22 protein-coding genes are annotated in these 25811 nt (G+C 73.0%); 18 read left to right on the top strand and 4 right to left on the bottom strand.

Annotation, left to right across the window (positions count from 1 at the left end):
- The 12 genes from AB0G20_RS34655 to cobC are packed head-to-tail and all read left to right on the top strand — an operon-like array spanning position 1 to position 16248.
- Positions 1–1509, top strand: coding sequence for a cobyric acid synthase (locus AB0G20_RS34655; protein ID WP_361309460.1), 1509 nt, complete (start codon positions 1–3; stop codon positions 1507–1509).
- Complete coding sequence (cobN, locus tag AB0G20_RS34660) at positions 1506–5162, top strand: cobaltochelatase subunit CobN (protein WP_361309462.1); 3657 nt, start codon at positions 1506–1508, stop codon at positions 5160–5162. Before AB0G20_RS34655 ends, cobN begins: the two co-directional genes overlap by 4 nt.
- Positions 5159–7156, top strand: a complete 1998-nt coding sequence (locus AB0G20_RS34665; protein ID WP_361309465.1) for a putative cobaltochelatase — start codon at positions 5159–5161, stop codon at positions 7154–7156. The genes cobN and AB0G20_RS34665 overlap by 4 nt, the downstream gene beginning before the upstream one ends.
- The gene (cobO, locus tag AB0G20_RS34670; RefSeq protein ID WP_361309468.1) at positions 7156–7755 is read left to right on the top strand and encodes a cob(I)yrinic acid a,c-diamide adenosyltransferase; all 600 of its coding nucleotides are present in this window, start codon (positions 7156–7158) and stop codon (positions 7753–7755) included. The genes AB0G20_RS34665 and cobO overlap by 1 nt, the downstream gene beginning before the upstream one ends.
- Positions 7752–9167 carry a cobyrinate a,c-diamide synthase gene (locus AB0G20_RS34675; protein WP_361309471.1) on the top strand — a complete coding sequence of 472 codons (1416 nt, stop codon included), beginning with the start codon at positions 7752–7754 and terminating at the stop codon, positions 9165–9167. Before cobO ends, AB0G20_RS34675 begins: the two co-directional genes overlap by 4 nt.
- Positions 9164–9895 carry a precorrin-2 C(20)-methyltransferase gene (gene cobI, locus AB0G20_RS34680; protein WP_361309474.1) on the top strand — a complete coding sequence of 244 codons (732 nt, stop codon included), beginning with the start codon at positions 9164–9166 and terminating at the stop codon, positions 9893–9895. Before AB0G20_RS34675 ends, cobI begins: the two co-directional genes overlap by 4 nt.
- Before the next feature lie 56 nt (positions 9896–9951).
- On the top strand, positions 9952–10770 hold the full coding sequence (gene cobM, locus AB0G20_RS34685; protein ID WP_361309476.1) for a precorrin-4 C(11)-methyltransferase: 819 nt from the start codon (positions 9952–9954) through the stop codon (positions 10768–10770).
- Positions 10767–12005, top strand: a complete 1239-nt coding sequence (cbiE, locus tag AB0G20_RS34690; RefSeq protein ID WP_361309479.1) for a precorrin-6y C5,15-methyltransferase (decarboxylating) subunit CbiE — start codon at positions 10767–10769, stop codon at positions 12003–12005. Before cobM ends, cbiE begins: the two co-directional genes overlap by 4 nt.
- A complete protein-coding gene (cobJ, locus tag AB0G20_RS34695; RefSeq protein ID WP_361309482.1) occupies positions 12002–13693 on the top strand; it encodes a precorrin-3B C(17)-methyltransferase in 1692 nt (563 codons plus the stop codon). Before cbiE ends, cobJ begins: the two co-directional genes overlap by 4 nt.
- Positions 13690–14277: a precorrin-8X methylmutase gene (locus tag AB0G20_RS34700; protein WP_361309485.1), complete on the top strand. Its 588-nt coding sequence runs from the start codon at positions 13690–13692 to the stop codon at positions 14275–14277. The genes cobJ and AB0G20_RS34700 overlap by 4 nt, the downstream gene beginning before the upstream one ends.
- Positions 14274–15203 (top strand): sirohydrochlorin chelatase, encoded by a 930-nt coding sequence (locus AB0G20_RS34705; RefSeq protein ID WP_189589933.1) that lies wholly within the window; start codon positions 14274–14276, stop codon positions 15201–15203. The genes AB0G20_RS34700 and AB0G20_RS34705 overlap by 4 nt, the downstream gene beginning before the upstream one ends.
- Positions 15193–16248 (top strand): Rv2231c family pyridoxal phosphate-dependent protein CobC, encoded by a 1056-nt coding sequence (cobC, locus tag AB0G20_RS34710; RefSeq protein ID WP_361309488.1) that lies wholly within the window; start codon positions 15193–15195, stop codon positions 16246–16248. Before AB0G20_RS34705 ends, cobC begins: the two co-directional genes overlap by 11 nt.
- Before the next feature lie 13 nt (positions 16249–16261).
- Here the strand turns inward: cobC and AB0G20_RS34715 are convergent, their stop codons facing one another.
- Positions 16262–17173: an SCO1860 family LAETG-anchored protein gene (locus AB0G20_RS34715; protein ID WP_361309490.1), complete on the bottom strand. Its 912-nt coding sequence runs from the start codon at positions 17171–17173 to the stop codon at positions 16262–16264.
- Positions 17174–17330: 157 nt separating this feature from the next.
- Complete coding sequence (locus AB0G20_RS34720) at positions 17331–18422, bottom strand: amidohydrolase family protein (RefSeq protein ID WP_361309492.1); 1092 nt, start codon at positions 18420–18422, stop codon at positions 17331–17333.
- A gap of 134 nt (positions 18423–18556) precedes the next feature.
- Here AB0G20_RS34720 and AB0G20_RS34725 point away from each other — a divergent pair, with 134 nt between their 5' ends.
- From AB0G20_RS34725 to thpD, 6 genes are all read left to right on the top strand, one after another.
- Positions 18557–19657: an aminotransferase class V-fold PLP-dependent enzyme gene (locus AB0G20_RS34725; protein WP_361309494.1), complete on the top strand. Its 1101-nt coding sequence runs from the start codon at positions 18557–18559 to the stop codon at positions 19655–19657.
- A 57-nt stretch (positions 19658–19714) separates the two neighbouring features.
- Positions 19715–20251, top strand: coding sequence for a DinB family protein (locus AB0G20_RS34730; RefSeq protein ID WP_361309496.1), 537 nt, complete (start codon positions 19715–19717; stop codon positions 20249–20251).
- A 344-nt stretch (positions 20252–20595) separates the two neighbouring features.
- Positions 20596–21102 (top strand): diaminobutyrate acetyltransferase, encoded by a 507-nt coding sequence (gene ectA, locus AB0G20_RS34735; RefSeq protein ID WP_248501545.1) that lies wholly within the window; start codon positions 20596–20598, stop codon positions 21100–21102.
- A 60-nt stretch (positions 21103–21162) separates the two neighbouring features.
- Entirely contained in the window at positions 21163–22434 is a 1272-nt protein-coding gene (gene ectB, locus AB0G20_RS34740) for a diaminobutyrate--2-oxoglutarate transaminase (protein WP_361309499.1), read from the top strand.
- A gap of 39 nt (positions 22435–22473) precedes the next feature.
- On the top strand, positions 22474–22872 hold the full coding sequence (locus AB0G20_RS34745) for an ectoine synthase (protein WP_053670739.1): 399 nt from the start codon (positions 22474–22476) through the stop codon (positions 22870–22872).
- A gap of 7 nt (positions 22873–22879) precedes the next feature.
- Entirely contained in the window at positions 22880–23788 is a 909-nt protein-coding gene (gene thpD, locus AB0G20_RS34750) for an ectoine hydroxylase (RefSeq protein ID WP_361309501.1), read from the top strand.
- Between the two features lie 85 nt (positions 23789–23873).
- Here the strand turns inward: thpD and AB0G20_RS34755 are convergent, their stop codons facing one another.
- Positions 23874–24926, bottom strand: a complete 1053-nt coding sequence (locus AB0G20_RS34755; protein WP_361309504.1) for an aminotransferase class V-fold PLP-dependent enzyme — start codon at positions 24924–24926, stop codon at positions 23874–23876.
- A gap of 96 nt (positions 24927–25022) precedes the next feature.
- Positions 25023–25739 carry a DsbA family oxidoreductase gene (locus tag AB0G20_RS34760; RefSeq protein ID WP_361309507.1) on the bottom strand — a complete coding sequence of 239 codons (717 nt, stop codon included), beginning with the start codon at positions 25737–25739 and terminating at the stop codon, positions 25023–25025.
- Positions 25740–25811 lie beyond the last annotated feature (72 nt).

The raw sequence follows: 25811 nt of genomic DNA on the forward strand, positions 1-25811 counted from the left end.
ATGAGCGGTGGGCTTCTCGTCGCCGGTACCACCTCCGACGCCGGCAAGAGCGTCGTGACGGCCGGGATCTGCCGGTGGCTGGTGCGGCAGGGCGTCAAGGTCGCGCCCTTCAAGGCGCAGAACATGTCCCTGAACTCCTTCGTGACGAAGGAGGGCGCCGAGATCGGCCGGGCGCAGGCCATGCAGGCGCAGGCCTGCCGGGTCGAGCCGACCGCGCTGATGAATCCCGTGCTCCTCAAGCCCGGTGGCGAGCAGAGCAGTCAGGTCGTGCTGCTGGGCAAGCCGGTCGGGGAGCTGAGCGCGCGCGGGTACCACGGCGGGCGGCAGCAGAAGCTGCTGGGGACGGTGCTGGACTGTCTGGAGCAGTTGCGGGGCACGTATGACGCGGTGATCTGTGAGGGGGCCGGTTCTCCCGCCGAGATCAATCTGCGGCGGACGGACATCGTGAACATGGGGATCGCCCGTAACGCCGGGCTGCCCGTGCTCGTCGTCGGCGACATCGACCGGGGCGGTGTGTTCGCCTCGTTCTTCGGGACGGTGGCGCTGCTGTCGCCCGAGGACCAGGAGTGTGTCGCCGGGTTCCTCGTCAACAAGTTCCGCGGGGACGTCTCCCTGCTGGAGCCGGGCCTGGACATGCTGCACGGGCTCACCGGGCGGCGTACGTACGGCGTGCTGCCCTTCCGGCACGGCCTCGGGATCGACGAGGAGGACGGGCTGCGGGTCTCCCTGCGGGGAGCGGTCCGGGAGTCCGTCGTCGCCCCGCCGGTCGGCGAGGACGTGCTGCGCGTCGCGGTCTGTGCCGTGCCGCTCATGTCCAACTTCACCGACGTGGACGCCCTGGCCGCCGAACCGGGCGTCGTGGTGCGGTTCGTGGACCGGCCGGAGGAACTGTCCGACGCCGACCTCGTCGTCGTGCCCGGCACCCGCGGGACGGTCCGTGCGCTGGAGTGGCTGCGCGAGCGGGGGCTCGCCGACGCCCTGGCCCGCAGGGCCGCCGAGCAGCGGCCGGTCCTCGGCATCTGCGGCGGTTTCCAGATCCTCGGCGAGCACATCGAGGACGACGTCGAGAGCCGCCGGGGCCACGTCGACGGGCTCGGGATCCTGCCCGTGCGGGTGCGGTTCGCCCGCGAGAAGACCCTCACGCGGCCGGTGGGCGAGGCCCTCGGGGAGCGCGTCGAGGGTTACGAGATCCACCACGGCGTCGCCGACGTCACCGGAGGAGTCCCCTTCCTGGACGGCTGCCGGGTCGGCCAGACCTGGGGCACGCACTGGCACGGCTCACTGGAGTCGGACGGCTTCCGGCGGGCCTTTCTGCGCGAGGTGGCGGCCGCCGCGGGCCGCCGCTTCGTGCCCGCGCCGGAGACCTCGTTCGCCGCGCTGCGCGAGGAGCAACTCGACCGGCTCGGCGACCTGATCGAACAGCACGCGGACACGGACGCGCTGTGGCGGCTCATCGAGTCCGGCGCGCCGCAAGGACTGCCCTTCATTCCACCGGGAGCGCCCGCATGAGCACAGTGTTGTTGTTGTCGACCGCCGACACGGACCTGCTGGCGGCCCGGGCCGCCTCCGGTGCCGACTACCGGATCGGCAACCCGACCCGCGTGGACGTCCGGGAGGAGCTTCCGGCCCTGCTGGACGGGGCCGGCATCGCCGTCGTCCGGCTGCTCGGCGGCAAGCGGGCCTGGGAGGACGGTCTCGCCGCGCTGAAGGCCTCCGGCGTCCCCACCGTGCTGCTCGGCGGCGAGGCCGTGCCGGACGCGGAGCTGATGGCCGAGTCGTCCGTCCCGGCCGGTGTCGTGGCCGAGGCGCTGAAGTACCTCGTGGAGGGCGGGCCGGACAACCTCACCGAACTCGCCCGGTTCCTCTCCGACACCGTGCTGCTGACGGGCGAGGGGTTCGTCGAGCCGCGCAAGATGCCGGAGTACGGCGTCCACGGCGAACGCGCCCGTGTGGAGGGCCGTCCGACCGTCGGCGTGCTCTTCTACCGGGCCCACCACCTCAGCGGCAACACCGCCTTCGTCGACACCCTGTGCGACGCGATCGAGGCGCGGGGCGCCAACGCGCTGCCCGTGTACTGCGGTTCGCTGCGCGGGGCGGACGCGGGGCTGTACGAGATCCTCGGGCAGGCGGACACCCTGGTCGCCACCGTCCTCGCCGCCGGCGGCACGCACGCCTCGCAGGCCTCGGCGGGCGGCGACGAGGAGGCCTGGGACATCGGCGCCCTCGCCGAGCTGGACATCCCCGTGCTGCAGGGCCTGTGCCTGACGTCGTCGCGGCAGGCCTGGGAGGACTCGGACGCCGCCCTCTCCCCCATGGACGCCGCGATGCAGGTGGCGATCCCGGAGTTCGACGGGCGGCTGATCACCGTGCCGTTCTCCTTCAAGGAGCAGGGCCCCGACGACGTGCCCGTCTACGTCGCGGACCCGGAGCGTGCCTCACGCGTCGCCGGCATCGCCGTACGGCACGCGCGGCTGAAGCACAAGGAGAACGCCGACAAGAAGCTCGCGCTGGTCTTCACCGCGTACCCGACCAAGCACTCGCGGGTCGGCAACGCGGTCGGGCTCGACACCCCGGCCTCGGCGGTGCGGGTGCTGGACGCACTGCGGGACGCCGGGTACGTCGTCGAGGGGCACCCGGACGAGGGTGACGAGCTGATCCACCGGCTCATCAACGCCGGCGGGCACGACGTGGAGTGGCTGACGGAGGAGCAGTTGGCCGCCGCGCCCGCGCGGGTGCCGCTGGCGGACTACCGGGCGTGGTTCGAGAAGCTCGACCCGGAGCTGAAGGACGCCATGACCGAGGCGTGGGGCGAGCCGCCTGGCTCGTTGTACGTCGACGGGGACGACATCGTGCTGGCCTCCCTGCAGTTCGGGAACGTCGTCGTGATGATCCAGCCGCCGCGCGGCTTCGGCGAGAACCCGATCGCGATCTACCACGACCCGGACATGCCGCCGTCCCACCACTACATGGCGGCCTACCGCTGGCTGGAGAACAGTTTCGGCGCCGACGCCATCGTCCACATGGGCAAGCACGGCACCATGGAGTGGCTGCCGGGCAAGGGCCTCGGGCTCAGCGGGGGCTGCGCCCCGGACGCGGTCCTCGGGGACCTGCCGCTGATCTACCCGTTCATCGTCAACGACCCGGGCGAGGGCACCCAGGCCAAGCGGCGCGGGCATGCCACGGTCGTCGACCACCTCGTGCCGCCGATGGCCCGCGCCGACACCTACGGCGACCTGGCCAAGCTGGAGCAGCTCCTCGACGAGTACGCGCTCGTCTCGGACCTGGACCCGACGAAGGCCCCGACCGTGCGCGCCCAGATCTGGACGCTGGTCAAGGCGGCCGAACTCCACCACGACCTGCACGTCGACGAGCAGCCGGACGACGAGGCGTTCGACGAGTTCGTCATGCACATCGACGGCTATCTGTGCGAGATCAAGGACGTGCAGATCCGCGACGGCCTGCACATCCTGGGCGGCGGGCCGGTCGCCGAGCCGCGCGTCAACCTCGTGCTGGCCGTGCTGCGCGCCTCGCAGGTGTGGGGCGGGCAGGCCAACGCGCTGCCGGGCCTCAGGGCGTCGCTGGCGCAGCACTTCGGGCTGGTCGAGAAGGAGCTGCTGGCCGAGCCGGGCGCTCCGGTGAAGGTGCCCGTCGAGCTGACGGACCTGGTGGACGGCCCGTCGCGCAGCGCCGCCGACGCGATCGACCTGCTGGAGCAGCTGTGCCGGCGGCTCGCGGAGGGCATGGAGGAGCGCGGCTGGGCGGTCGCCGAGAGCGCGCCGCTGGTCCGGGAGGTCCTCGGCACCGAACTGCCCGACGCCGTCGCCGTGCTGGAGTTCGCCTGCACCGAGGTCGTGCCCCGGCTGGAGAAGACCACCGACGAGATCGGGCACATCCTGCGGGCGCTGAACGGCGGCTACGTCCCGGCCGGTCCGTCCGGCTCGCCGACCCGCGGTCTCGTCAACGTCCTGCCTACGGGCCGGAACTTCTACTCCGTCGACCCCAAGGCCATTCCGTCCCGGCTGAGCTGGGAGGTCGGGCAGTCGCTCGCGGACTCGCTGGTGCAGCGGTATCTGCAGGACACCGGCGAGTACCCCACGTCCGTCGGCCTGACGGTGTGGGGCACCTCGGCGATGCGCACCCAGGGCGACGACATCGCCGAGATCCTGGCGCTGCTGGGCTGCCGGCCGGTGTGGGACGACGCCTCGCGGCGCGTGACCGGGTTCGAGGTGATCCCCCTGGCCGAACTCGGCCGGCCGCGCATCGACGTCACGGTCCGCATCTCGGGCTTCTTCCGGGACGCGTTCCCGCACGTGGTGGGGCTGATCGACGACGCCGTGCGCACAGTCGCCGAGCTGGACGAGCCGGCGGAGTCCAACTACGTCCGGGCCCACGCCGACCAGGACACCGCCGAGCACGGCGACCGCCGCCGGGCCACGGCCCGCATCTTCGGCTCCAAGCCGGGGGCCTACGGGGCCGGTCTGCTGCCGCTGATCGACGCCCGCAACTGGCGCTCCGACGCGGACCTCGCCGAGGTGTACGCGGTGTGGGGCGGCTACGCCTACGGCCGGGGCCTCGACGGGCGGGCCGCACGCGGGGACATGGAGACGGCGTTCAAGCGGATCGCCGTCGCCGCGAAGAACGTCGACACCCGTGAGCACGACCTCGTCGACGCCGACGACTACTTCCAGTACCACGGCGGCATGGTCGCCATGGTGCGGCACCTGACGGGCGCGAGCCCCGAGGCGTACGTCGGCGACTCGGCCACCCCGGACCAGGTGAAGACCCGCACGCTCGGCGAGGAGACGCACCGCGTCTTCCGCGCCCGGGTGGTCAACCCGCGCTGGATGGCGGCGATGCGGCGGCACGGCTACAAGGGCGCCTTCGAGATGGCGGCGACCGTGGACTACCTGTTCGGGTACGACGCCACGGCCGGGGTCGTGGACGACTGGATGTACGAGAAGCTCAGCGCCGAGTACGTCTTCGACCCGGAGAACCGGGACTTCATGAAGAAGTCCAACCCCTGGGCGCTGCGCGGCATCACCGAGCGGCTGCTGGAGGCCGCCGACCGCGGACTGTGGGCCGAGCCGGACGCGGAGACGCTGGAACGGCTGCGGGCCACCTATCTGGAGCTCGAAGGCGACTTGGAGGGCGACGAGAAGTGACCACCCCCTTTCCGTTCACGGCCGTCGTGGGCCAGGACGACCTGCGGCTCGCGTTGCTGCTGAACGCGGTGTCACCCGCGGTCGGCGGTGTGCTGGTGCGCGGCGAGAAGGGCACGGCCAAGTCGACCGCGGTGCGGGCGCTGTCGGCGCTCATGCCCACGCTGGACGCCGTCTCCGGCTGCCGCTTCTCCTGCGACCCCGGCTCCCCCGACCCCGGCTGCCCGGACGGGCCGCACGAGCCGGGCGCGTTCGAGACCCGGGCCGCGCGCATGGTCGAACTGCCCGTCGGCGCCTCCGAGGACCGGCTCGTGGGCGCACTGGACATCGAGCGGGCCCTCTCGGAGGGCGTGAAGGCCTTCGAGCCGGGCCTGCTGGCCGCCGCGCACCGCGGGATCCTCTACGTCGACGAGGTCAACCTCCTCCACGACCACCTGGTCGACCTGCTGCTGGACGCCGCCGCGATGGGCGCCTCGTACGTCGAACGCGAGGGCGTCTCCGTCCGGCACGCCGCGCGGTTCCTGCTCGTCGGCACCATGAACCCCGAAGAGGGCGAGCTGCGGCCGCAGTTGCTCGACCGGTTCGGGCTGACCGTGGAGGTCGCGGCCTCGCGGGAGCCGGACCAGCGGGTGGAGGTCGTCCGGCGGCGGCTGGCCTACGACGACGACCCGGCCGGGTTCGCCGCGCGCTGGGCCGAGGAGGAGGCCGACGTACGGGCGCGGATCATCGCCGCGCGGGAGCTGCTGCCGTCGGTGCGGCTGGGCGACGGGGCGCTGCGGCAGATCGCGGCGACCTGTGCGGCCTTCGAGGTCGACGGCATGCGCGCCGACATCGTGATGGCGAGGACCGCCACCGCGCTGGCGGCCTGGGCCGGGCGCACGGACGTGCTCGCGGAGGACGTCCGGCAGGCGGCGCTGCTCGCGCTGCCGCACCGGCGGCGGCGCAACCCCTTCGACGCGCCGGGGCTGGACGAGGACAAGCTGGACGAGACCCTGGAGGAGTTCGGCGGTTCGGACGACGACGACCCGGATCCGGACCCCGGCCCGGGCGGGCCCGGCGGGGGCGGCGGACAGCCGGAACCCGACGACGCGCCCGAGGGCGGCGACGACACCGCGGCCCGGCCCGAGGCCGGTGAGGACGGGCAGCCGCAGCCCTCGGGGGCCGGCGAGCAGTCGGCCGTACGGGCTTCCGAGCCGTTCCGCACCAAGGTGCTGAGCGTGCCCGGGATCGGCGAGGGTGCCGCCGGGCGGCGTTCGCGGGCGCGGACCGAGCACGGGCGGACGACCGGGGCCCGGCGGCCCCGGGGCGCGCTCACCAAGCTGCACCTGGCGGCGACCGTGCAGGCGGCGGCGCCGCACCAGCGGGCGCGCGGACGGTCCGGGCCGGGCCTGGTCGTGCGCCGGGACGACCTGCGGCAGGCCACCCGCGAGGGGCGCGAGGGCAATCTCGTGCTGTTCGTCGTGGACGCGTCCGGGTCGATGGCGGCACGGCAGCGGATGAGCGCCGTGAAGGGCGCCGTGCTGTCGCTGCTGCTGGACGCCTACCAGCGGCGGGACAAGGTGGGCCTGGTGACCTTCCGGGGCACCGGCGCGGACGTCGCGCTGCCGCCGACCTCGTCGGTGGACGCGGCGGCGGCCCGGCTGGAGACGCTGCCGACCGGCGGGCGCACGCCGCTCGCCGCGGGGCTGCTGCGCGCGCACGACGTGCTGCGCGTGGAGCGGCTGCGCGATCCCGCGCGGCGGCCGCTGGTCGTGCTGGTGACGGACGGTCGGGCCACCGGTGGCCCGGAGCCGGTCGCCCTGGCCGGGCGTGCGGCGCGGCTGTTCGCGGCCGACGGGGTCGCCTCGGTCGTCGTGGACTGCGAGTCGGGGCCGGTGCGGCTGGGGCTCGCCGGGCAGCTCGCGGGTGAGCTGGGCGGTACGGCCGTGACATTGGACGAGCTGCGGGCGGACAGCATCGCCGGGCTCGTGAAGGACGTGCAGAGGAGGGCCGCGTAATGCCGCAGGGACAGCCGAGTGTGGTGCCGGACGACGGACTGACCACGAGGCAGCGCCGGAACCGGCCGCTGGTCGTCGTCCACACGGGCGTCGGCAAGGGCAAGTCCACCGCCGCCTTCGGGCTCGCGCTGCGGGCCTGGAACCAGGGATGGCCGATCGGGGTGTTCCAGTTCGTCAAGTCGGCGAAGTGGAAGGTCGGCGAGGAGAACGCGCTGCGGGTGCTCGGCGCCTCCGGCGAGGGCGGGTCCGTCGACTGGCACAAGATGGGCGAGGGCTGGTCCTGGGTCCAGCGTGATCAGCAGATGGACAACGAGGAGAAGGCCCGCGAGGGCTGGGAGCAGGTCAAGCGGGACCTGGCGGCCGAGACGTACAAGCTGTACGTGCTCGACGAGTTCGCCTACCCGATGCACTGGGGGTGGGTGGACACGGACGAGGTGATCTCCGTGCTGCGGGACCGGCCCGGGACCCAGCATGTCGTCATCACCGGGCGGAACGCGCCCGAGAAGCTCGTGGACTTCGCCGATCTCGTGACCGACATGTCCAAGGTCAAGCATCCGATGGACGCGGGCCAGAAGGGCCAGAGGGGCATCGAGTGGTGAGTGCTTCCGTCCCTCGGCTGGTCATCGCCGCGCCCTCGTCGGGCAGCGGCAAGACCACCGTTGCCACGGGGTTGATGGCCGCGTTCGCCGCGCGGGGGCTCGCCGTGTCTCCGCACAAGGTCGGGCCGGACTACATCGACCCCGGGTACCACGCGCTCGCGACCGGGCGGGTGGGACGGAACCTCGACGCGTACCTGTGCGGGCCGGAGCTGGTCGGGCCGCTGTTCCTGCACGGGGCGCGGGGGTGCGACATCGCCGTCGTCGAGGGCGTGATGGGGCTGTACGACGGGGCCGCGGGCGAGGGTGAACTCGCGTCCACGGCGCATGTCGCGAAACTGCTGCGGGCGCCGGTGGTGCTGGTCGTCGACGCGTCGTCGCAGTCGCGGTCGGTGGCGGCTCTGGTGCACGGGTTCGCGTCATGGGATCCCGAGGTGCGGGTCGGGGGCGTGATCCTGAACAAGGTCGCCTCGGACCGGCACGAGGAGTTGCTGCGGGAGGCCCTGGAGCAGGCGGGGGTGCCGGTGCTCGGGGTGCTGCGGCGGGCTCCGCAGGTGGACACGCCGTCGCGGCATCTGGGGCTGGTGCCGGTTGCCGAGCGGCACGCCGCCGCGGTGGAGGCCGTGGCGGCGATGGCCGCGCAGGTCTCCGACGGGTGTGACCTCGGGGCGTTGGAGGCACTGGCGCGTGCTGCCGGAGCCGTACCGGGGGGCTCCGCCCCCTGGACCCCCGCCTCGCCCGCCCACCACCCGACTCGGTCGGACGAAAGGCTGACGCCCCCCTCCGGCCCGGCTCTGTCGGACGAGCAGCGCGCGCCCGTCGTCGCCGTTGCCGGTGGGGCCGCCTTCACCTTCTCCTACGCCGAGCACACCGAACTGCTCGCCGCCGCCGGGGCCGAGGTCGTCACCTTCGACCCCCTGCGGGACGAGGAACTGCCCGACGGCACCGCCGGGTTGGTGATCGGGGGCGGGTTCCCCGAGGTGTACGCCTCCGAGCTGTCCGCCAACGAACCCCTGCGCAAGGCCGTCGCCGAGCTGGCGGAGAGCGGCGCTCCCGTCGCCGCCGAGTGTGCCGGGCTGCTGTATCTGTGCCGGGAGTTGGACGGGCTGCCGATGTGCGGGGTGCTGGACGCCGGGGCGCGGATGACCGAGCGGCTCACTCTGGGCTACCGGGACGCCGTGGCCGTGAGCGACAGTGTGCTCGCGGAGGCCGGGACCCGGATGCGGGGGCACGAGTTCCACCGGACCGTCGTGGAGCCCGGCTCGGGGACGGAGCCCGCCTGGGGGGTCCGCAGCCCCCGGCCGCGGGTCGAAGGTTTCGTACAGCGTGGTGTGCACGCGAGCTATCTGCACACGCACTGGGCGTCCGAGCCCGGTGTCGCCCATCGGTTCGTGGAGAGGTGCCGGACGTCATGAGCAGCAGGCTGGTCGGAGTCGGGGTGGGGCCCGGGGATCCGGAGCTGGTGACCGTCAAGGGCGTGAACGCCCTGCGGGAAGCCGATGTCGTGGTGGTCCCCGTGATGGACAGCGGGGAGCGCGGCCGGGCCGAGGCGACGGTGTTGCACTACGTGCCCGAGGAGAAGGTCGTCCGGGTGGTGTTCGCGCTGAACGAGCGCAGCGACCGGGGGCGGCGCGAGGCCGCCTGGGACGCGGCCGGGGAGCGGGTCGCCGCGCTGCTGCGGCGGCACCCGTCGGTGGCCTTCGCGACCATCGGGGACCCCAACGTCTACTCGACGTTCACCTACCTCGCGCAGACCATCACCGAGCTGGTGCCGGGGACCGTCGTCGAGACCGTGCCCGGGATCACCGCCATGCAGGACCTCGCCGCCCGGTCGGGTGCCGTGCTGACCGAAGGCACCGAGCCGCTCACGCTCGTGCCCGTCACCGCCGGGGCGGCCGTGCTGAAGGACGCCCTGGCCGGGCCCGGGACCGTGGTCGCCTACAAGTTCGGGCGGCAGGCGCACGAGGTCGCCGAGGCGCTGCGGGAGACCGGGCGGCTCGCCGACGCCGTGTGGGGGTCGGCGCTCGGACTGCCGGAGGAGTCCGTGCGTCCGGCCGCCGAGCTCGACGACACGCCCCTGCCCTATCTGTCGACGCTCATCGCACCCGCCCGGCGCGACGGCGGACGGGGCGGAAAGCTCTGACGCGTCCGCCCCTCACCCCGCCCCCGTTCCACCCCCTGTACGAGAGGACCCATCCCATGGCCGACGCCCCCGCCGGCAAAGTGACCTTCGTCGGTGCCGGCCCCGGCGCCGCCGACCTGCTGACGTTCCGCGCCGCACGCGCCATCGCCGAGGCCGACGTCGTGATCTGGGCGGCCAGCCTGGTCCAGGAGGAGGTCCTCGAGCACGCCCGCGAGGACGCGGAGATCCTCGACTCGGCGACCATGTCCCTGGAGGACGTCGTCGCCGTGTACGAGCGGGCCCGCGGTGAGGGGCTCAAGGTCGCCCGTATTCATTCCGGTGACCCGGCCCTGTGGGGCGGTACGCAGGAGCAGGTCGACCGGTGTGCCGACCTCGGCATCGCCACCGAGATCGTGCCCGGTGTCTCCTCCTTCTCGGCCGTGGCGGCCCTGGCGCAGCGCGAGTTGACCATCCCCGAGGTCGCGCAGTCGGTCGTGCTGACCCGGCTCGGCGGCGGCAAGACGCCCATGCCGCCCGGGGAGGAGGTCCGGGAGTTCGCCAAGCACGGCACCACCATGGCGGTGTTCCTGTCCGCCGCCCGCAGCGGGCAGCTCGTGCGGGAGCTGCTGGAGGGCGGCTACCCGACGACGACCCCGGTCGTGGTGGCGTACCAGGCGACCTGGCCGGAGGAGCTGATCGTGAAGTGCACGATCGGCACGCTGGAGGAGACGGTCAAGGAGCACAAGCTCTGGAAGCACACCCTGTTCCTGGTCGGTCCGGCGCTCGACGCGCACGGCACGCGCTCGCACCTGTATCACCCGGGTCACTTCCACGGCTACCGCAAGGCCGACCCGGAGGCCCGCAGAGCCCTGCGTGAGCGGGGTGCCAGTACATGATCACCGTGGTCGGGACCGGCACGGGGGTTCCGGTGGGCGAGGACGTCCTGGCCGGGGCCGGGCTGGTCGTCGGCGGGCGGCGGCATCTGGACGCCGTACGGCTGCCGGAGACGGCCGAGCGGATCGTGCTCGGGCCGCTGGCGCCCGCGCTCGACGCCGTCGAACGGCAGGTCGGCGAGGGTGGCCGGGTCGTCGTGCTGGCGTCCGGGGATCCGGGGTTCTTCGGGATCGTGCGGGTGCTGGCCGAGCGGTTCGGGCCGGAGCGGCTGGATGTGCGGCCCGGGGTGTCGTCGGTCGCCGCCGCGTTCGCGCGGATCGGGCTGCCGTGGGACGACGCCGTGGTGGTGAGCGCCCACGGGCGGGAGCTGCGGACGGCCGTCAACGTGTGCCGGGCGCAGGCGAAGACGGCCGTGCTGACCGGCCCGGGCGCGGGTCCGGCGGAGCTGGGCGCGGCGTTGCGGGACGCGGCGCGGGTGCTGGTCGTCGCGTCCGGGCTCGGCTCGGACGCGGAGCGCGTGGAGCGGGTGACGCCCGCCGAGGCCGCCGCCCGGGACTGGGGTACGGCGGTGAACGTGGTGCTGTGCCTGGACGAGGCGCGTGCGCTCGGCCCTGTACGGACGGTCGCGGGGCCCGGTGAGCGGCCCGCCGGCTGGGCCCTGGAGGAGGCGGAGTTCACCCACCGGGACTCGATGATCACCAAGTTCGAGGTGCGGGCGCTGGCCCTGGCCCGGCTGGGGCCGCGCCCGGGCGACCTGGTGTGGGACGTGGGCGCCGGGTCGGGGTCCGTGGCCGTGGAGTGTGCGCGGCTCGGTGCGGCCGTCACCGCCGTGGAGAAGACCGCGGACGGCGTGCAGCGGGTCCGCGCCAACGCCGCCGCGCACGGTGTGGACGTGCGGGTGGTGCGGGGCGCGGCACCGGACGCGCTGGCGGAGCTCGCCGAGACCCCGGACGCCGTGTTCGTGGGGGGCGGCGGGCGCGAACTGCCCGCCATCGTCGCCGCGTGTGCGCGGCGTGCCCGGCGCACGGTGGTCGTCGCCATGGCGGCGCTCGACCGGGTGCCGGCCGCGCGCGAGGCCCTGACGAGCGCCGGTCTCACCTGCGACGGCGTGCTCCTGCAGTCGTCGCGGCTCGCGCCGCTGCCCGGGGACGTGACCCGGCTCGCGGCGACCAACCCCGTTTTCCTGCTGTGGGGCGTCCGGCCTCCGGCAGCTGTCGATGAAGGAGTTGCTCAGTGATCGGCCTCATTTCCGCCACCGCGGCGGGAGCGGCTGCGCGGGACCGGCTGGCCGCCGCGTGGCCGGACCGCACGCGTGTGTACGAGGGTCCCGTCGGGGACGCCGTACGGACCGCGTTCGCGCAGTGCGAGCAGCTCGTGTGCTTCCTGGCTACGGGGGCGGTGGTACGGCTGGTGGCACCGCTGCTGTCCGGCAAGACCGAGGACCCGGGCGTGGTGTGCGTCGACGAGGGCGGGCGGTTCGCCGTGTCGCTGCTGGGCGGGCACGGGGGCGGCGCCAACGATCTGGCCCGCGAGGTGGGTGACCTGCTGGGCGCCGAGCCGGTCGTGACGACGGCCACGGACGCCGTGGACCTGCCGGGCCTGGACACCCTCGGCCTGCCCGTGGAGGGCGACGTCGCCGGGGTGTCGCGGGCCCTGCTGGACGGCGAGGCCGTGGCGCTGCGGGCCGAGGTGGCCTGGCCGCTGCCGCCGCTGCCGTCGGCGGACGAGGGGGCGTACACGATCCGGCTCACCGACCGGCTCGTGGAGGCGGCCGGGCGCGAGGTGGTGCTGAGGCCGCCGACGCTGGTCGTCGGGGTCGGGGCGTCGAAGGGTGCCCCCGTGGAGGAGGTCCTCGGGCTCGTCGAGGACGCCCTGCGCGAGGCCGGGCTGTCCGTCGCGTCCGTCGCCGAACTGGCCACCGTCGACGCCAAGGCCGGCGAACCCGGCATCGTCGAGGCCGCCCGGCGGCTCGGCGTGCCCCTGGTGACGTACTCCGCCGGGGAGTTGGCCGGGGTCGACGTGCCCAATCCGTCCGACGCGCCGCTCGCGGCCGTCGGGACCCCGTCGGTGGCGGAGGCCGCCGCGCTCGTCGGCGGGGGCGAACTGCTCGTCCCCAAGCGCAAGTCGGACGCGAGCCCGGCGATGGCGACCTGTGCCGTCGTACGGCGGCCGGGGCGCGGGCGTCTCGCGGTGGTCGGGCTGGGGCCCGGCGCGCGGGACCTGCTGACGCCGCGTGCCAAGGCCGAACTGCGGCGGGCTTCCGTGCTCGTCGGACTCGACCAGTACGTCGACCAGATCCGTGATCTGCTGCGGCCCGGCACCCGGATCCTGGAATCGGGGCTCGGGGCCGAGGAGGAGCGGGCGCGCACGGCCGTCGAGGAGGCCCGCAAGGGGCAGGCCGTCGCGCTGATCGGCAGCGGGGACGCGGGCGTCTACGCCATGGCCTCCCCCGCGCTGGCCGAGGCCTCCGACGACATCGACGTGGTCGGTGTGCCCGGCGTGACGGCGGCGCTCGCGGCCGGTGCGATCCTGGGCGCCCCGCTGGGCCACGACCACGTGTCGATCAGCCTGTCCGACCTGCACACGCCGTGGGAGGTCATCGAGCGGCGGGTGCGGGCGGCGGCCGAGGCGGACCTCGTGGTCACCTTCTACAACCCGCGCTCGCGCGGCCGCGACTGGCAGCTCCCCAAGGCGCTGGGCATCCTCGCCGAGCACCGGACACCGGCGACGCCGGTCGGTGTCGTACGCAACGCCTCGCGGCCGGACGAGTCCAGCCGGCTCACGACGCTGGGTGCTCTCGACCCGGCGACGGTCGACATGATGACGGTCGTGACCGTGGGCAACACGGCGACCCGGGACATCGCGGGGCGCATGGTGACGCCGCGCGGCTACCGCTGGCAGTCGGCGCAGGAGGGCTCCGAGTGAACCGTGTCGTCCATCCCATCGAGGTGGAGTCGTACCGGCGCATGCGCGCCCGGCTGGACACCTCACACTTCCCGCCGCTGACCCGGGCGGTCGTGGAGCGGGTCGTCCACTCCGCCGCCGACCTCGACTACGCCTCCGACCTCGTCATGGACGAGGCCGACCTGGAGAAGGCGCACGCGGCGCTGCACGCCGGGGCGCCCGTGGTCGTGGACGTGGAGATGGTGGGCGCCGGTATCACCCGGCGCGAGACCGTCTGCCGCCTCAGGGACGCCGAGTCCGGGCCCGGGCTGACCCGTTCCGCGCACGCGATCCGGCTCGCCCACGAGCAGGTCGGCCCCGGTGCCCTCTGGGTGATCGGCAACGCGCCGACCGCGCTGGAGGAGCTGCTGACACTCGACGCGCGCCCCGCGCTCGTCATCGGACTGCCCGTCGGTTTCGTCGGAGCCGTCGAGTCGAAGGCCGCGCTGCGCGAGAGCGGACTGCCCGCCGTGAGCAACGTGTCCGAGAAGGGCGGGTCGGCGGTCGCCGCCGCCGCGCTCAACGCCCTGCTGTACCACCCCACTTCCGCCGAGGAGAAACTGTGACCACCCCGCCCGCCCTGCTCATCGCCGGCCACGGCACCCGGGACGACGCCGGAGCCGAGGCGTTCCGCGACTTCGTACGGCGGCTGGGGGCCCGGCACCCCGAACTGCCCGTCGCGGGCGGCTTCATCGAGCTGTCCCCGCCGCCGCTGGGCGAGGCCGTCACCGAGCTGGTGGAGCAGGGCGTGCGTCGGTTCGCCGCCGTCCCGCTGATGCTGGTGTCCGCCGGGCACGCCAAGGGCGACATCCCGGCGGCCCTGGCCCGCGAGAAGGAGCGGCACCCGGGCATCTCGTACACGTACGGGCGTCCGCTCGGCCCGCATCCGGCGCTGCTGAACGTGCTGGAGCGGCGGCTGGACGAGGCCCTGGGGTCGGCGGGCCGCACGCCCGGGGACCGGGCCGACGTGACGGTGCTGCTGGTCGGGCGCGGCTCGACGGACCCGGACGCCAACGCCGAGGTGCACAAGGCGGCCCGGCTGCTGTGGGAGGGGCGCGGGTACGCGGGTGTCGAGACGGCGTTCGTGTCGCTGGCCGCGCCGGACGTGCCGAGCGGGCTCGACCGCTGTGTGCGGCTGGGCGCCCGCCGGATCGTGGTCCTGCCCTACTTCCTGTTCACGGGCATCCTGCCGGACCGGGTGCGGCACCAGACGGAGGGCTGGGCCGCCGCGCACCCGGAGGTCGAGGTGTTGTCGGCGGACGTCATCGGGCCGGAGCCGGAGCTGCTGGACCTGGTGTGGGAGCGGTACGAGGAGGCCGTCAAGGGTGATCTGCGGATGAACTGCGACTCGTGCGTGTACCGCATCGCGCTGCCGGGCTTCGAGGACAAGGTGGGCATGCCGCAGCAGCCGCACTTCCACCCGGACGACGACGACCATCACCACGGGCACGGTCACGGGCACCACCACGGCGCTCATTCGCATGCGCACTGAGAGCGGGCACGATCTGCGTCACCACGGGGACGCGGAGGTCCGGGACGACGGCGGTTCGCTCGTCGACCTGGCCGTGAACGTCCGCGCGGACACGCCGCCGGTCTGGCTGCGGGAGCACATCGCCGCGTCGCTCGGCGGGCTCGCGGCCTACCCGGACGGGCGTGCCGCGCGGGCGGCGGTGGCCGCGCGGCACGGGCTGCCGGTGGAGCGGGTGCTGCTGACGGCGGGAGCGGCGGAGGCGTTCGTGCTGCTGGCGCGGGCGCTGAAGGTGCGGCGGCCGGTCGTCGTGCATCCCCAGTTCACGGAGCCGGAGGCGGCGCTGCGGGACGCGGGGCACGCGGTCGGCCGGGTGCTGCTGCGGGAGGAGGACGGTTTCCGGCTGGACCCGGCGGCCGTTCCCGAGGACGCGGACCTGGTGGTGATCGGCAACCCGACGAACCCGACGTCGGTGCTGCACCCGGCGGACGCGATCGCCGGACTCGCCCGGCCCGGGCGGGTGCTGGTGGTGGACGAGGCGTTCATGGACGCGGTGCCGGGCGAGCGCGAGGCCCTGGCGGGCCGTGTCGACGTGCCGGGTCTCGTGGTACTGCGCAGCCTGACGAAGACGTGGGGGCTGGCCGGGCTGCGGATCGGCTACGTGCTGGCGGCGCCCGAGACGATCGAGGACCTCCAGCGGGCGCAGCCGCTGTGGCCGGTGTCGACCCCGGCGCTGGCCGCCGCCGAGGCGTGCGTGGGGCCGCGGGCGCTGGCGGAGGCGGCCCACGCGGCGCACCGCATCGCGGCGGACCGCGCCCACCTGTCGGCCGGCCTCGCCCGCTTCGCCCCGGCCGGGCTGCGGGTGGCCGGGCCCGCGCAGGGCCCGTTCGTCCTGGTCCGCCTGCCGGGGGCGTCCGCCGTCCGCCGGCGCCTGCGCGACCTCGGCTACGCCGTGCGCCGCGGGGACACGTTCCCCGGGTTGGACGAGGAGTGGCTGCGGCTGGCGGTGCGGGACCGCAGGACGACCGACGGGTTTCTGCGGGCGCTGGAGCGGGCGCTGACGGACTGAGACCGCCGGGGGGTCAGCCCTTGCGGCGTGCCAGGACCACCGCTCCCGCGCCTGCCGCGAGCAGGACGATCGCGGCGCCCATGAGGTACGGCGTGGTCGAGCCGCCGCCCGTCTCGGCCAGGCCCGCCTCCGCGGGTCCGCCCTGCGGCTTGACGTCGGCGGGCGGGGTGGACTGCTCGGCCGGGGGCTGTGCCGCGGCTGCGGGCCGGGGTGTCCTGCAGGTCGCCTCGGCCAGCGTGACGGTGCCGTCGACCTCGGCGACGTTCAGCTTCAACGGGTTGACGGACACCTTGAGTTCGAGGGCGGTGGCGGCGGCCGTCCGGGCGGTGGTCCGGGTGCTGGAGAGGTCCAGGCGCACCTCGCCGACGCCCGGCACCTTGACGTCCGTCGGGCCGCCCGCGGTCAGCGCCACGCGCTTGCCGAGCACCGTCACCGAGCCGGGCAGGCCGGTCGTGGCGAACGGCTTCTTCCCGACCTCGCAAGTGGCCCTGGCCGTGACCTTCTCGACCTCGATCAGCGGCAGCAGCGGCAGGCCGGGGACATGGAGGCGGGCGTGGGCCAGGGTGGTGGCCCCCTCGGCCTTCGTGGCGGTGGCCGTGGCTCTCGCCTCGGCCGCCTCCGCGCGCAGCACGCTGAAGGGCCGGCCGCCGTCCACCGCGTCGAGGGTGGCCGTCAGCGTGGTCTTCCCGGCGCTCCGCGGGGCCCGGACGTCGTTGAGGGAGACGGCGAGGGGGACGTTCACCGACTTGTTCAGCAGGGAGACGTCCAGGCCGGTGCGCAGGACGACGGCGCTCGCGCGGCCGTGGTCGCCGGTGGCGTGCGCCGGGCTCACGCCGGTGAGTGCCACGGGCCCGGTGGCGAGGGCCGTGGCGGTCGCGACGGTCGCCAGACGGCGTGCGGACATGCGGAAGGCAGGGCTGTTCACGGTGGGGACTCCAGGAGAGACAGGCTCGGGACCCGGAAAGAATCGCCGCACCGCGCATACGGCGTCAGCGATCTGACGCCGCTTCACTCCAACGTGGCGAGACCGTGGATCCATTCGAATCCACCGGCACAGTCGTTCCCCGCCGTCACCCTCGCGGCTACCCGACCACGCGCCCGTTCAGCACCACCCGGCGCGGCGACGCCAGCACCCGTACGTCGGCCCGCGGGTCCTCGTCGTAGACGAGGAGGTCGGCCGGGGCGCCCTCGTCGAGGCCGGGGCGGCCGAGCCAGGCGCGGGCCGTCCAGGTGCCCGCGGCGAGGGCCTCGACGGGCGGGATGCCGGCGGTGACGAGTTCGCCCACCTCGGCCGCGGCCAGGCCGTGGGCGAGGCCGCCGCCGGCGTCGGTGCCGACGAAGACGGGGATCCCGGCGTCGTAGGCGCCCCGCACGGTGTCGTAGCGGCGTTCGTGGAGCCTGCGCATATGGGCCGACCAGCGCGGGAAGCGGGCTTCGCCGCCGTCCGCGAGCTGCGGGAAGGTGGCGATGTTGACCAGGGTCGGGACGATGGCGACGCCGCGTTCGGCGAACAGCGGGATGAGGTCCTCGGTCAGGCCCGTCGCGTGTTCGATGCAGTCGATCCCCGCCTCGACGAGGTCCTGGAGGGAGTCCTCGGAGAAGCAGTGCGCGGTCACGCGGGCGCCCAGGCGGTGGGCCTCGGCGATCGCCGCCTCGACGGCCTCGCGGGGCCAGCAGGCCGACAGGTCGCCGAGGTCGCGGTCGATCCAGTCGCCGACCAGCTTGACCCAGCCGTCACCGCGGCGGGCCTCCTGGGCGACGTAGGCGACCAGGTCCTCCGGCTCGATCTCCCAGGCGTAGTTGCGGATGTAGCGGCGGGTGCGGGCGATGTGCCGCCCGGCGCGGATGATCTTCGGCAGGTCCTCGCGGTCGTCGATCCAGCGGGTGTCCGAGGGCGAGCCGGCGTCGCGGATGAGCAGCGTGCCGGCGTCCCGGTCGGTCAGGGCCTGCTTCTCGGCGACGTCCTCGGGGACCGGGCCGTGCCGGTCGAGTCCCACGTGGCAGTGCGCGTCGACGAGGCCGGGCAGGGCCCAGCCGGCGACCGTGCGGATGTCGCGGGCGCCGGCGGGACGGTCGTAGGAGATGCGGCCGTCGACCACCCACAGCTCGTCCCGGACATCCTCGGGCCCGACGAGCACCCGTCCCTTCACGTGCAGCACCGTGCGATCGCTCATGCACCGCACCTTAATGAGCCGCCCGGCGGGAATCGAAGGGGGCCGGTGTGCGCGGGACTCGGCGCGCAGGGGGGTGAGGGCCGCCGGTTACCCTCGATGCGATCGAACCTGCTGTGAGTGAAGAGAGCTTTGCCGTGACGCATCCGTTTCTGGACCTGGCCCCGCTCGGCGCGGACCGCTTCGCCGCGATCGAGGACCGTGTGGCCCGGCTGCTGAGCACCGAGCAGGACGTCGTGATCATGCAGGGCGAGGCGCTGCTGCCGCTGGAGGGCGCGATCCGCGCCGCGGCCGGTCCGGGCACGACGGCGCTGAACGTCATCACGGGGCCGTACGGGCAGACCTTCGGCGACTGGCTGCGGGACTGCGGTGCCACGGTGATCGACCTGGCGGTGCCCTTCCACACGGCGGTCACGGCCGGGGAGGTCCGCCAGGCCTTCACCGACCACCCGGAGATCGACTTCGTGTCCCTGGTGCACGCGGAGGCGGCGACCGGCAACACCAACCCGGTCGCCGAGATCGGCGAGGTCGTGCGGGCGCACGGGGCGCTGTTCTATCTGGACGCCGTGGCGTCGATCGGGGCCGAGCCGGTGCTGCCGGACGCGTGGGGCGTGGACCTGTGCGTGATCGGGGCGCAGAAGGCGATGGGCGGTCCGGCCGGGGTGTCCGCGGTGTCGGTGAGCGAGCGGGCCTGGGCCCGCATGGCGGCGAACCCGAAGGCGCCCCGCCGGTCGTACCTGTCGCTCCTCGACTGGAAGGAGCGTTGGATCGACGGCGGCCGCAAGGCGCTGCTGCATGCGCCCGCGCAGCTGGAGATGCTGGCGCTGGAGGCGTGTGTGGAGCGGATCGAGTCGGCGGGGCTGGAGGCCGTGATGGCCCGGCACGCGTCCGCCGCGGCGGCGACCCGGGCCGGGGCGGTCGCGCTCGGTGGCGGACTGGAGCCGTACGTGTACGAGGCGCGGGACGCGGCGCCCGTCGCCACGACGCTGCGGGCACCGTCCGGGGTGGTCGCGTCGGAGCTGGTCCGGCGGGCACTGGAGGCCGATCCGGCGGTGCCGGTCGCCGCCGGCGGGGGCGCGCTGGCCAAGGAGATGATCCGGGTCAACCACTACGGCGCGGAGGCGACGCCGGGTGCGGTGCGGGCGAGTCTGGCGGCACTGGGGGCGGCGCTCTCCGAGCAGGGGCTGTCCGTGGATGTGGAGGGCGCGCTGCGGGCCGCCGAGGAGGCGTGGCGGTAGTTCTCGGCCAGGACGCACCGGGGCACCGCTGTCAGTGCCCCCTGCCATGCTCCCCGTATGACCGCCAACACATCTTCCGACACTCCCACCCTCCCCGACGGCCGCCCCGTCCCGCACCTCACGGGCGACGAGCGGGCCATGCTCGAGAGCTGGCTGGACTTCCACCGGGCCACGCTGGAGCTGAAGTGCGCCGGGCTGGACGACGCGCAGGTGCGGATCGCGGCGGCCGAGCCGTCCTCGCTGACCCTGCTCGGGCTCGTGCAGCACCTCGCCGAGGTCGAGCGGAACTGGTTCCAGCGGGTGGCCGGCGGGCTCGCCGTACCGCCCGTGTTCGAGGACGCCACCGGCTACGCGCTGGAGCCGGCGCGCGGGCTGGACGAGTCGCTCGGGATCTGGCGGCGGGAGATCGCCCGGGGGCGGGAGCTGTGCGCCGGGCTCCCGCTGGACCACATCGGGCGGGTCGCCGAGGGGCCGATGCCCGGGATGGAGGTCAGCCTGCGCTGGGTGCTCATCCACATGATCGAGGAGTACGCACGGCACAACGGTCATGCCGATCTCCTGCGGGAACGCATCGACGGAGTGACCGGGGCCTGAATTCCACGTGCTATCCGAGACATCTCACATGTAAGGTGGCACACAATTAGGAATTGAATTCTTTCAAAAACAGCCAGCCCTATTCTTCTGCCCGCTTTTCCCGGTCCTAAACACGCAGATTTTGAGGACACCTGGAGGGGAATTTCTGGGGGGTTTCGTGAGGCTTACATGGCTGTGACGCGTTACACATCGTGATCGTTTTGTCCGGTAATTACCGGACAATATCGGGCATCCTGGTACCTTGATACGTGAATCTGCGCGCCCGCGCGATAACACAGACGGGTTCCATATGTAACCCCGCTCGGCGATGCAATTTTGAATTTCGCTGGGTAAGTTCGATTTCCATGACTGCCGTACAAGCAGATCCGCAAATCGACCGCCCCACGGTGGCTGACGGAGCCGCACTCTGGCGGATGGCGAAGGACTCGAAGGTTCTCGACCTGAACTCGTCCTACAGCTATCTGCTGTGGTGCCGGGACTTCGCCGCCACCTCGGCCGTCGCCCGTGACGAGCACGGCGAGCCGATGGGTTTCATCACCGGGTACGCGCGGCCGGACAGCCCGCGCACCCTGCTGGTCTGGCAGGTGGCGGTGGACGAGGCCCACCGCGGGCGCGGACTGGCCGCCGCCCTGCTCGACGGCCTCGTCGCGCGAACCGTGGCCGAGCGCGGGGTGACGACGGTGGAGACCACCATCACCCCGGGCAACACGGCCTCGGAGCGCCTGTTCACGTCGTTCGCCGAGCGTCACGGCGCTCGGCTGGAGCGCGAGGTGCTGTTCGACACGGGCCTGTTCCCCGACGGGCCGCACGACGCAGAGGTGCTGTACCGCATCGGCCCCCTGCCCCACTGACTTTCCGGGTTCCCGCCCGACTCCCGCAGACTTCCCCCACGCACCGAGGAGCGATTCGTCGTGACCATCACCCAGCCCGACCTGAGTGTCTTCGAGACCGTCGAGTCCGAGGTACGCAGCTACTGCCGCGGCTGGCCCACCGTCTTCGACCGTGCGGTGGGCAGCCGCATGTACGACGAGGACGGCCATGAGTACCTCGACTTCTTCGCCGGAGCGGGGTCACTGAACTACGGGCACAACAACCCCGTCCTGAAACGCGCGCTCATCGACTACCTGGAGCGCGACGGCGTCACGCACGGGCTCGACATGTCGACCACCGCCAAGCGCACGTTCCTGGAGGCCTTCCAGAACCTGCTGCTGCGCCCGCGCGACCTGCCGTACAAGGTCATGTTCCCCGGCCCGACCGGCACCAACGCCGTGGAGGCCGCGCTGAAGCTGGCGCGGAAGGTGAAGGGGCGCGAGTCGATCGTGTCGTTCACCAACGCCTTCCACGGCATGTCGCTGGGCTCGCTGGCCGTGACCGGCAACGCCTTCAAGCGGGCCGGCGCCGGTATCCCGCTGGTGCACGGCACCCCGATGCCGTTCGACAACTACTTCGACGGCACCGTCGAGGACTTCCTGTGGTTCGAGCGGCTGCTGGAGGACCAGGGCTCCGGCCTGAACAAGCCGGCCGCCGTGATCGTCGAGACCGTGCAGGGCGAGGGCGGCATCAACGTGGCCCGGCCCGAGTGGCTGCGCGCCCTGTCCGAGCTGTGCGAGCGGCAGGACATGCTGCTGATCGTCGACGACATCCAGATGGGCTGCGGCCGCACCGGCGCGTTCTTCTCCTTCGAGGAGGCGGGCATCGTGCCGGACATCGTCACCGTCTCGAAGTCGATCAGCGGTTACGGCATGCCCATGTCGCTGTGCCTGTTCAAGCCCGAGCTCGACGTCTGGGAGCCCGGCGAGCACAACGGCACCTTCCGCGGCAACAACCCCGCCTTCGTCACGGCCACCGCGACCCTGGAGACGTACTGGGCCGACGGTTCCGCGATGGAGAAGCAGACCCGCAAGCGCGGCGAGCAGGTCGAGCAGGCCATGATCTCCATCACCGAGGAGAACCTGGCCGACGTCAAGGAGTACCGGGGCCGCGGCCTGGTCTGGGGCCTGGAGTTCCACGACAAGGAGCGTGCCGGCAAGGTCGCCAAGCGTGCCTTCGAGCTCGGACTGCTCATCGAGACGTCCGGCCCGGAGAGCGAGGTCGTGAAGCTGCTCCCGGCGCTCACCATCACCCCCGAGGAACTGGACGAGGGCCTGTCGACGCTGGCGCGCGCCGTCCGAGAGACCGCCTGACCAACCGAGCATCACTCATCTAGGAGGCATCGCAGCACCGTGATTGTCCGTTCGTTCAAGGAGATCGAAGGTACCGACCGGCACGTGAAGGCGGCGTCCGGTACGTGGGAGAGCAAGCGCATCGTCCTCGCCAAGGAGAAAGTCGGTTTCTCCCTGCACGAGACGGTCCTCTACGCGGGTACGGAGACGTCGATGTGGTACGCGAACCACATCGAGGCCGTCGTCTGTGTGGAGGGCGAGGCCGAGCTGACCGACCACGAGACCGGGCTGACCCACACGATCACGCCCGGCACCATGTACCTCCTGGACGGGCACGAGAGGCACACGCTGCGGGTCAAGCAGGACTTCCGCTGCCTCTGCGTGTTCAACCCGCCCGTGACCGGACGGGAGGACCACGACGAGAACGGCGTATACCCGCTGCTCACCGAGGAGGTGTGACGTTTCCATGACCGCCACCACCGAGACCACCACCGGTATCCCCGACCTCTATCCCAGTCGCGGCGCCGCCGAGGTGCTCACCCCGCGCCAGGACCCGGTCGTCTGGGGCGCGCCCGACGCCCCGGGCCCGGTCGCGCCGGCCGATCTGCTGTCCTTCGAGCGTGACGGCTTCCTGGCCATCGACGAGCTCATCAGCGCGGACGAGGTCGCGGTCTACCGGAACGAGCTGAACCGGCTGGTGCACGACCCGGACATGCGTGCCGACGAGCGGTCGATCGTCGAGCCGAAGTCCAAGGAGATCCGCACGGTCTTCGAGGTGCACAAGATCAGCGAGGTGTTCGCCCGGCTGGTCCGCGACGAGCGGGTCGTCGGACGGGCGCGGCAGATCCTCGGCTCGGACGTGTACGTCCACCAGTCGCGGATCAACGTCAAGCCGGGGTTCGGCGCCAGTGGTTTCTACTGGCACTCGGACTTCGAGACGTGGCACGCCGAGGACGGTCTGCCGCGGATGCGCACGGTGTCGGTCTCGATCGCGCTGACCGAGAACTTCGACACCAACGGCGGACTCATGATCATGCCGGGGTCGCACAAGACGTTCCTCGGGTGCGCGGGGGAAACCCCGAAGGACAACTACAAGAAGTCGCTGCAGATGCAGGACGCGGGCACGCCGTCCGACGAGGCGCTGACCCAGATGGCCACGCAGCACGGCATCAGGTTGTTCACCGGCAAGGCCGGTTCGGCGACCTGGTTCGACTGCAACGCCATGCACGGTTCCGGCGACAACATCACGCCGTTCCCGCGCAGCAACGTGTTCATCGTGTTCAACAGCGTGGAGAACACGGCGGTGGAACCGTTCGCGGCGCCGGTGCGGCGGCCGGAGTTCATCGGTGCGCGGGACTTCACGCCCGTGAGGTGACCGCTGGTCAGCGGTGAAGTGACCGTGTGACAGAGCTGCCGGGTGGGGCCTCCTCGTGTGGGACGGGAGGCCCCACCCGGTTGTGTCATGCCGCCAGGACCTCGAGGAGCCGGTCCACGTCCGCGGGCGTGTTGTAGAGGTGGAACGCGGCCCGCAGGTTCCCGGCCCGGTCGGAGACCTCGATGCCCGCCCGGCTAAGTTCGCCCTGCCGGTCGCCGAGCCCCGGCACCGACACGATCGCCGAGCCGGGCGCGGGCACCGGCTCGTGGCCCAGCGCGGCGAGCCCGGCACGGAAGCGGTCCGCGAGGCCGACGTCGTGGGCGTGCACCACGTCGACGCCGATCTCCTCCAGCAGTTCCAGTGAGGCGCGCAGCCCGGCGTAGGTGAAGAGGGCCGGGCTGACGTCGAACCGCCGTGCGGAGTGGGCGAGTTCCTCGACGGGGCCGTAGCAGCTGTCCCAGGGGCGTTCCCCGGCGACCCAGCCCGCGAGCAGCGGCGTGAGTCCGCCGAAGTCCTGCGGGGCGACGAAGAACGAGGCCCCGTGCGGGCCCAGCAGCCACTTGAATCCGACGGCGGCGAGGAAGTCGTCCGCGGCGGCCTCCATCGGCAGCCAGCCTGCGGACTGCGAGGCGTCGACGTAGGTACGGGCGCCGTGGGCCCGGGCCGCCTCGCGCACGGCGGGCAGGTCGGCGAGGCGGCCGTCGGCGGACTGGGCGGCGCTGACCGCGACCAGCGCGGTGCCGGGACGGACGGACTCGGCGAGCCGCTCCAGGGGCACGGCGCGCACCTTGAGGTCGCCGCGCGCGTGGAACGGGTTCACCAGCGAGGAGAAGTCGCCCTCCGCCGTGAGGACTTCGGCACCGGCGGGCAGCGAGGCGGCGATCAGCCCGCCGTACTCGGCGACCGAGGCTCCGGTCGCGACGCGCTCGGCCGGAACGCCGGCCAGCCGGGCGAAGGAGGCACGGGCGGCCTCCACGTCCTCGTACAGGGGACCCAGGGGCGTGCCCTCGGCGCGCATCCGCACCGCCTGCTGCACGGCGCTGACGGTGCGGGCGGGCAGGAGCCCGTTGCTCGCGGTGTTGAGGTAGGTGTGCTTCGGGGTGAACTCGGCACGGACGAGGTTCTCGAAGGTCTCCATGGAACCACTCTGCGTCCCCGGGATCTCCCCGTCCATTGCCGCTTTCTGCGTGATGTCGCTAAGGAGCGCTTATGGGTGCGCACCGACCTGGGCGTTTCAGTGCTGGGGCACGGCGCAGCCGTCCGGGCCGCAGGCGTCCGCGCCGTCGCCGCTGTCGACGATCTTCAGGGGCGAGGCCTCGCCGTACGCCTGGGTGAGGGCCTGGGCGAAGACCTCGGCGGGCTGGGCGCCGGAGACGCCGTACTTGCGGTCGAGGACGAAGAACGGCACGCCGTTCGCCCCGAGCTGTGCGGCCTCGCGCTCGTCGGCGCGTACGTCATCGGCATACGCTCCCGGGTCGGCGAGCACCGCGCGCACGGCCTCCGTGTCGAGACCTGCGGCCGAGGCGAGCTCCACCAGCCGCTCGTCGTCGTTGAAGACGGACCGCTCCTCGGCGAAGTTGGCCCGGTAGAGCAGGTCGAGCAGCTGCTCCTGGCGGCCCTGCTCCTTGGCGAAGTGCAGCAGGCGGTGCATGTCGAAGGTGCTGCCGTGGTCGCGGCCCCGGGTGCGGTAGTCGAGCCCCTCGGCGGCGGCCTGGGCCCCGAGGTTGTCCTCCCCGGCCTCGGCCTGCGCTGCACTCATCCCGTACTTCTTGGTGAGCATCGTGATCACGGGCTGGATGTCGTCCTTGGCGCGGCCCGGGTCCAGCTCGAAGGAGCGGTGCACCACCTCGACCTCGTCGCGGTGCGGGAAGTCCCGCAGCGCCTTCTCGAAGCGGGCCTTGCCCACGTAGCACCAGGGGCAGGCGATGTCGCTCCAGATCTCGACGCGCATGTCTCGGCTCTCTCCAGGTCGTACGGGTGCGGAGACTCCCTCCGCCGAGTGCATGAACGTTCAAGCAGCGGT

Origin of the sequence: Streptomyces sp. NPDC024017 (assembly GCF_040638895.1) — a bacterium.
Taxonomy (GTDB): Bacteria; Actinomycetota; Actinomycetes; order Streptomycetales; family Streptomycetaceae; genus Streptomyces.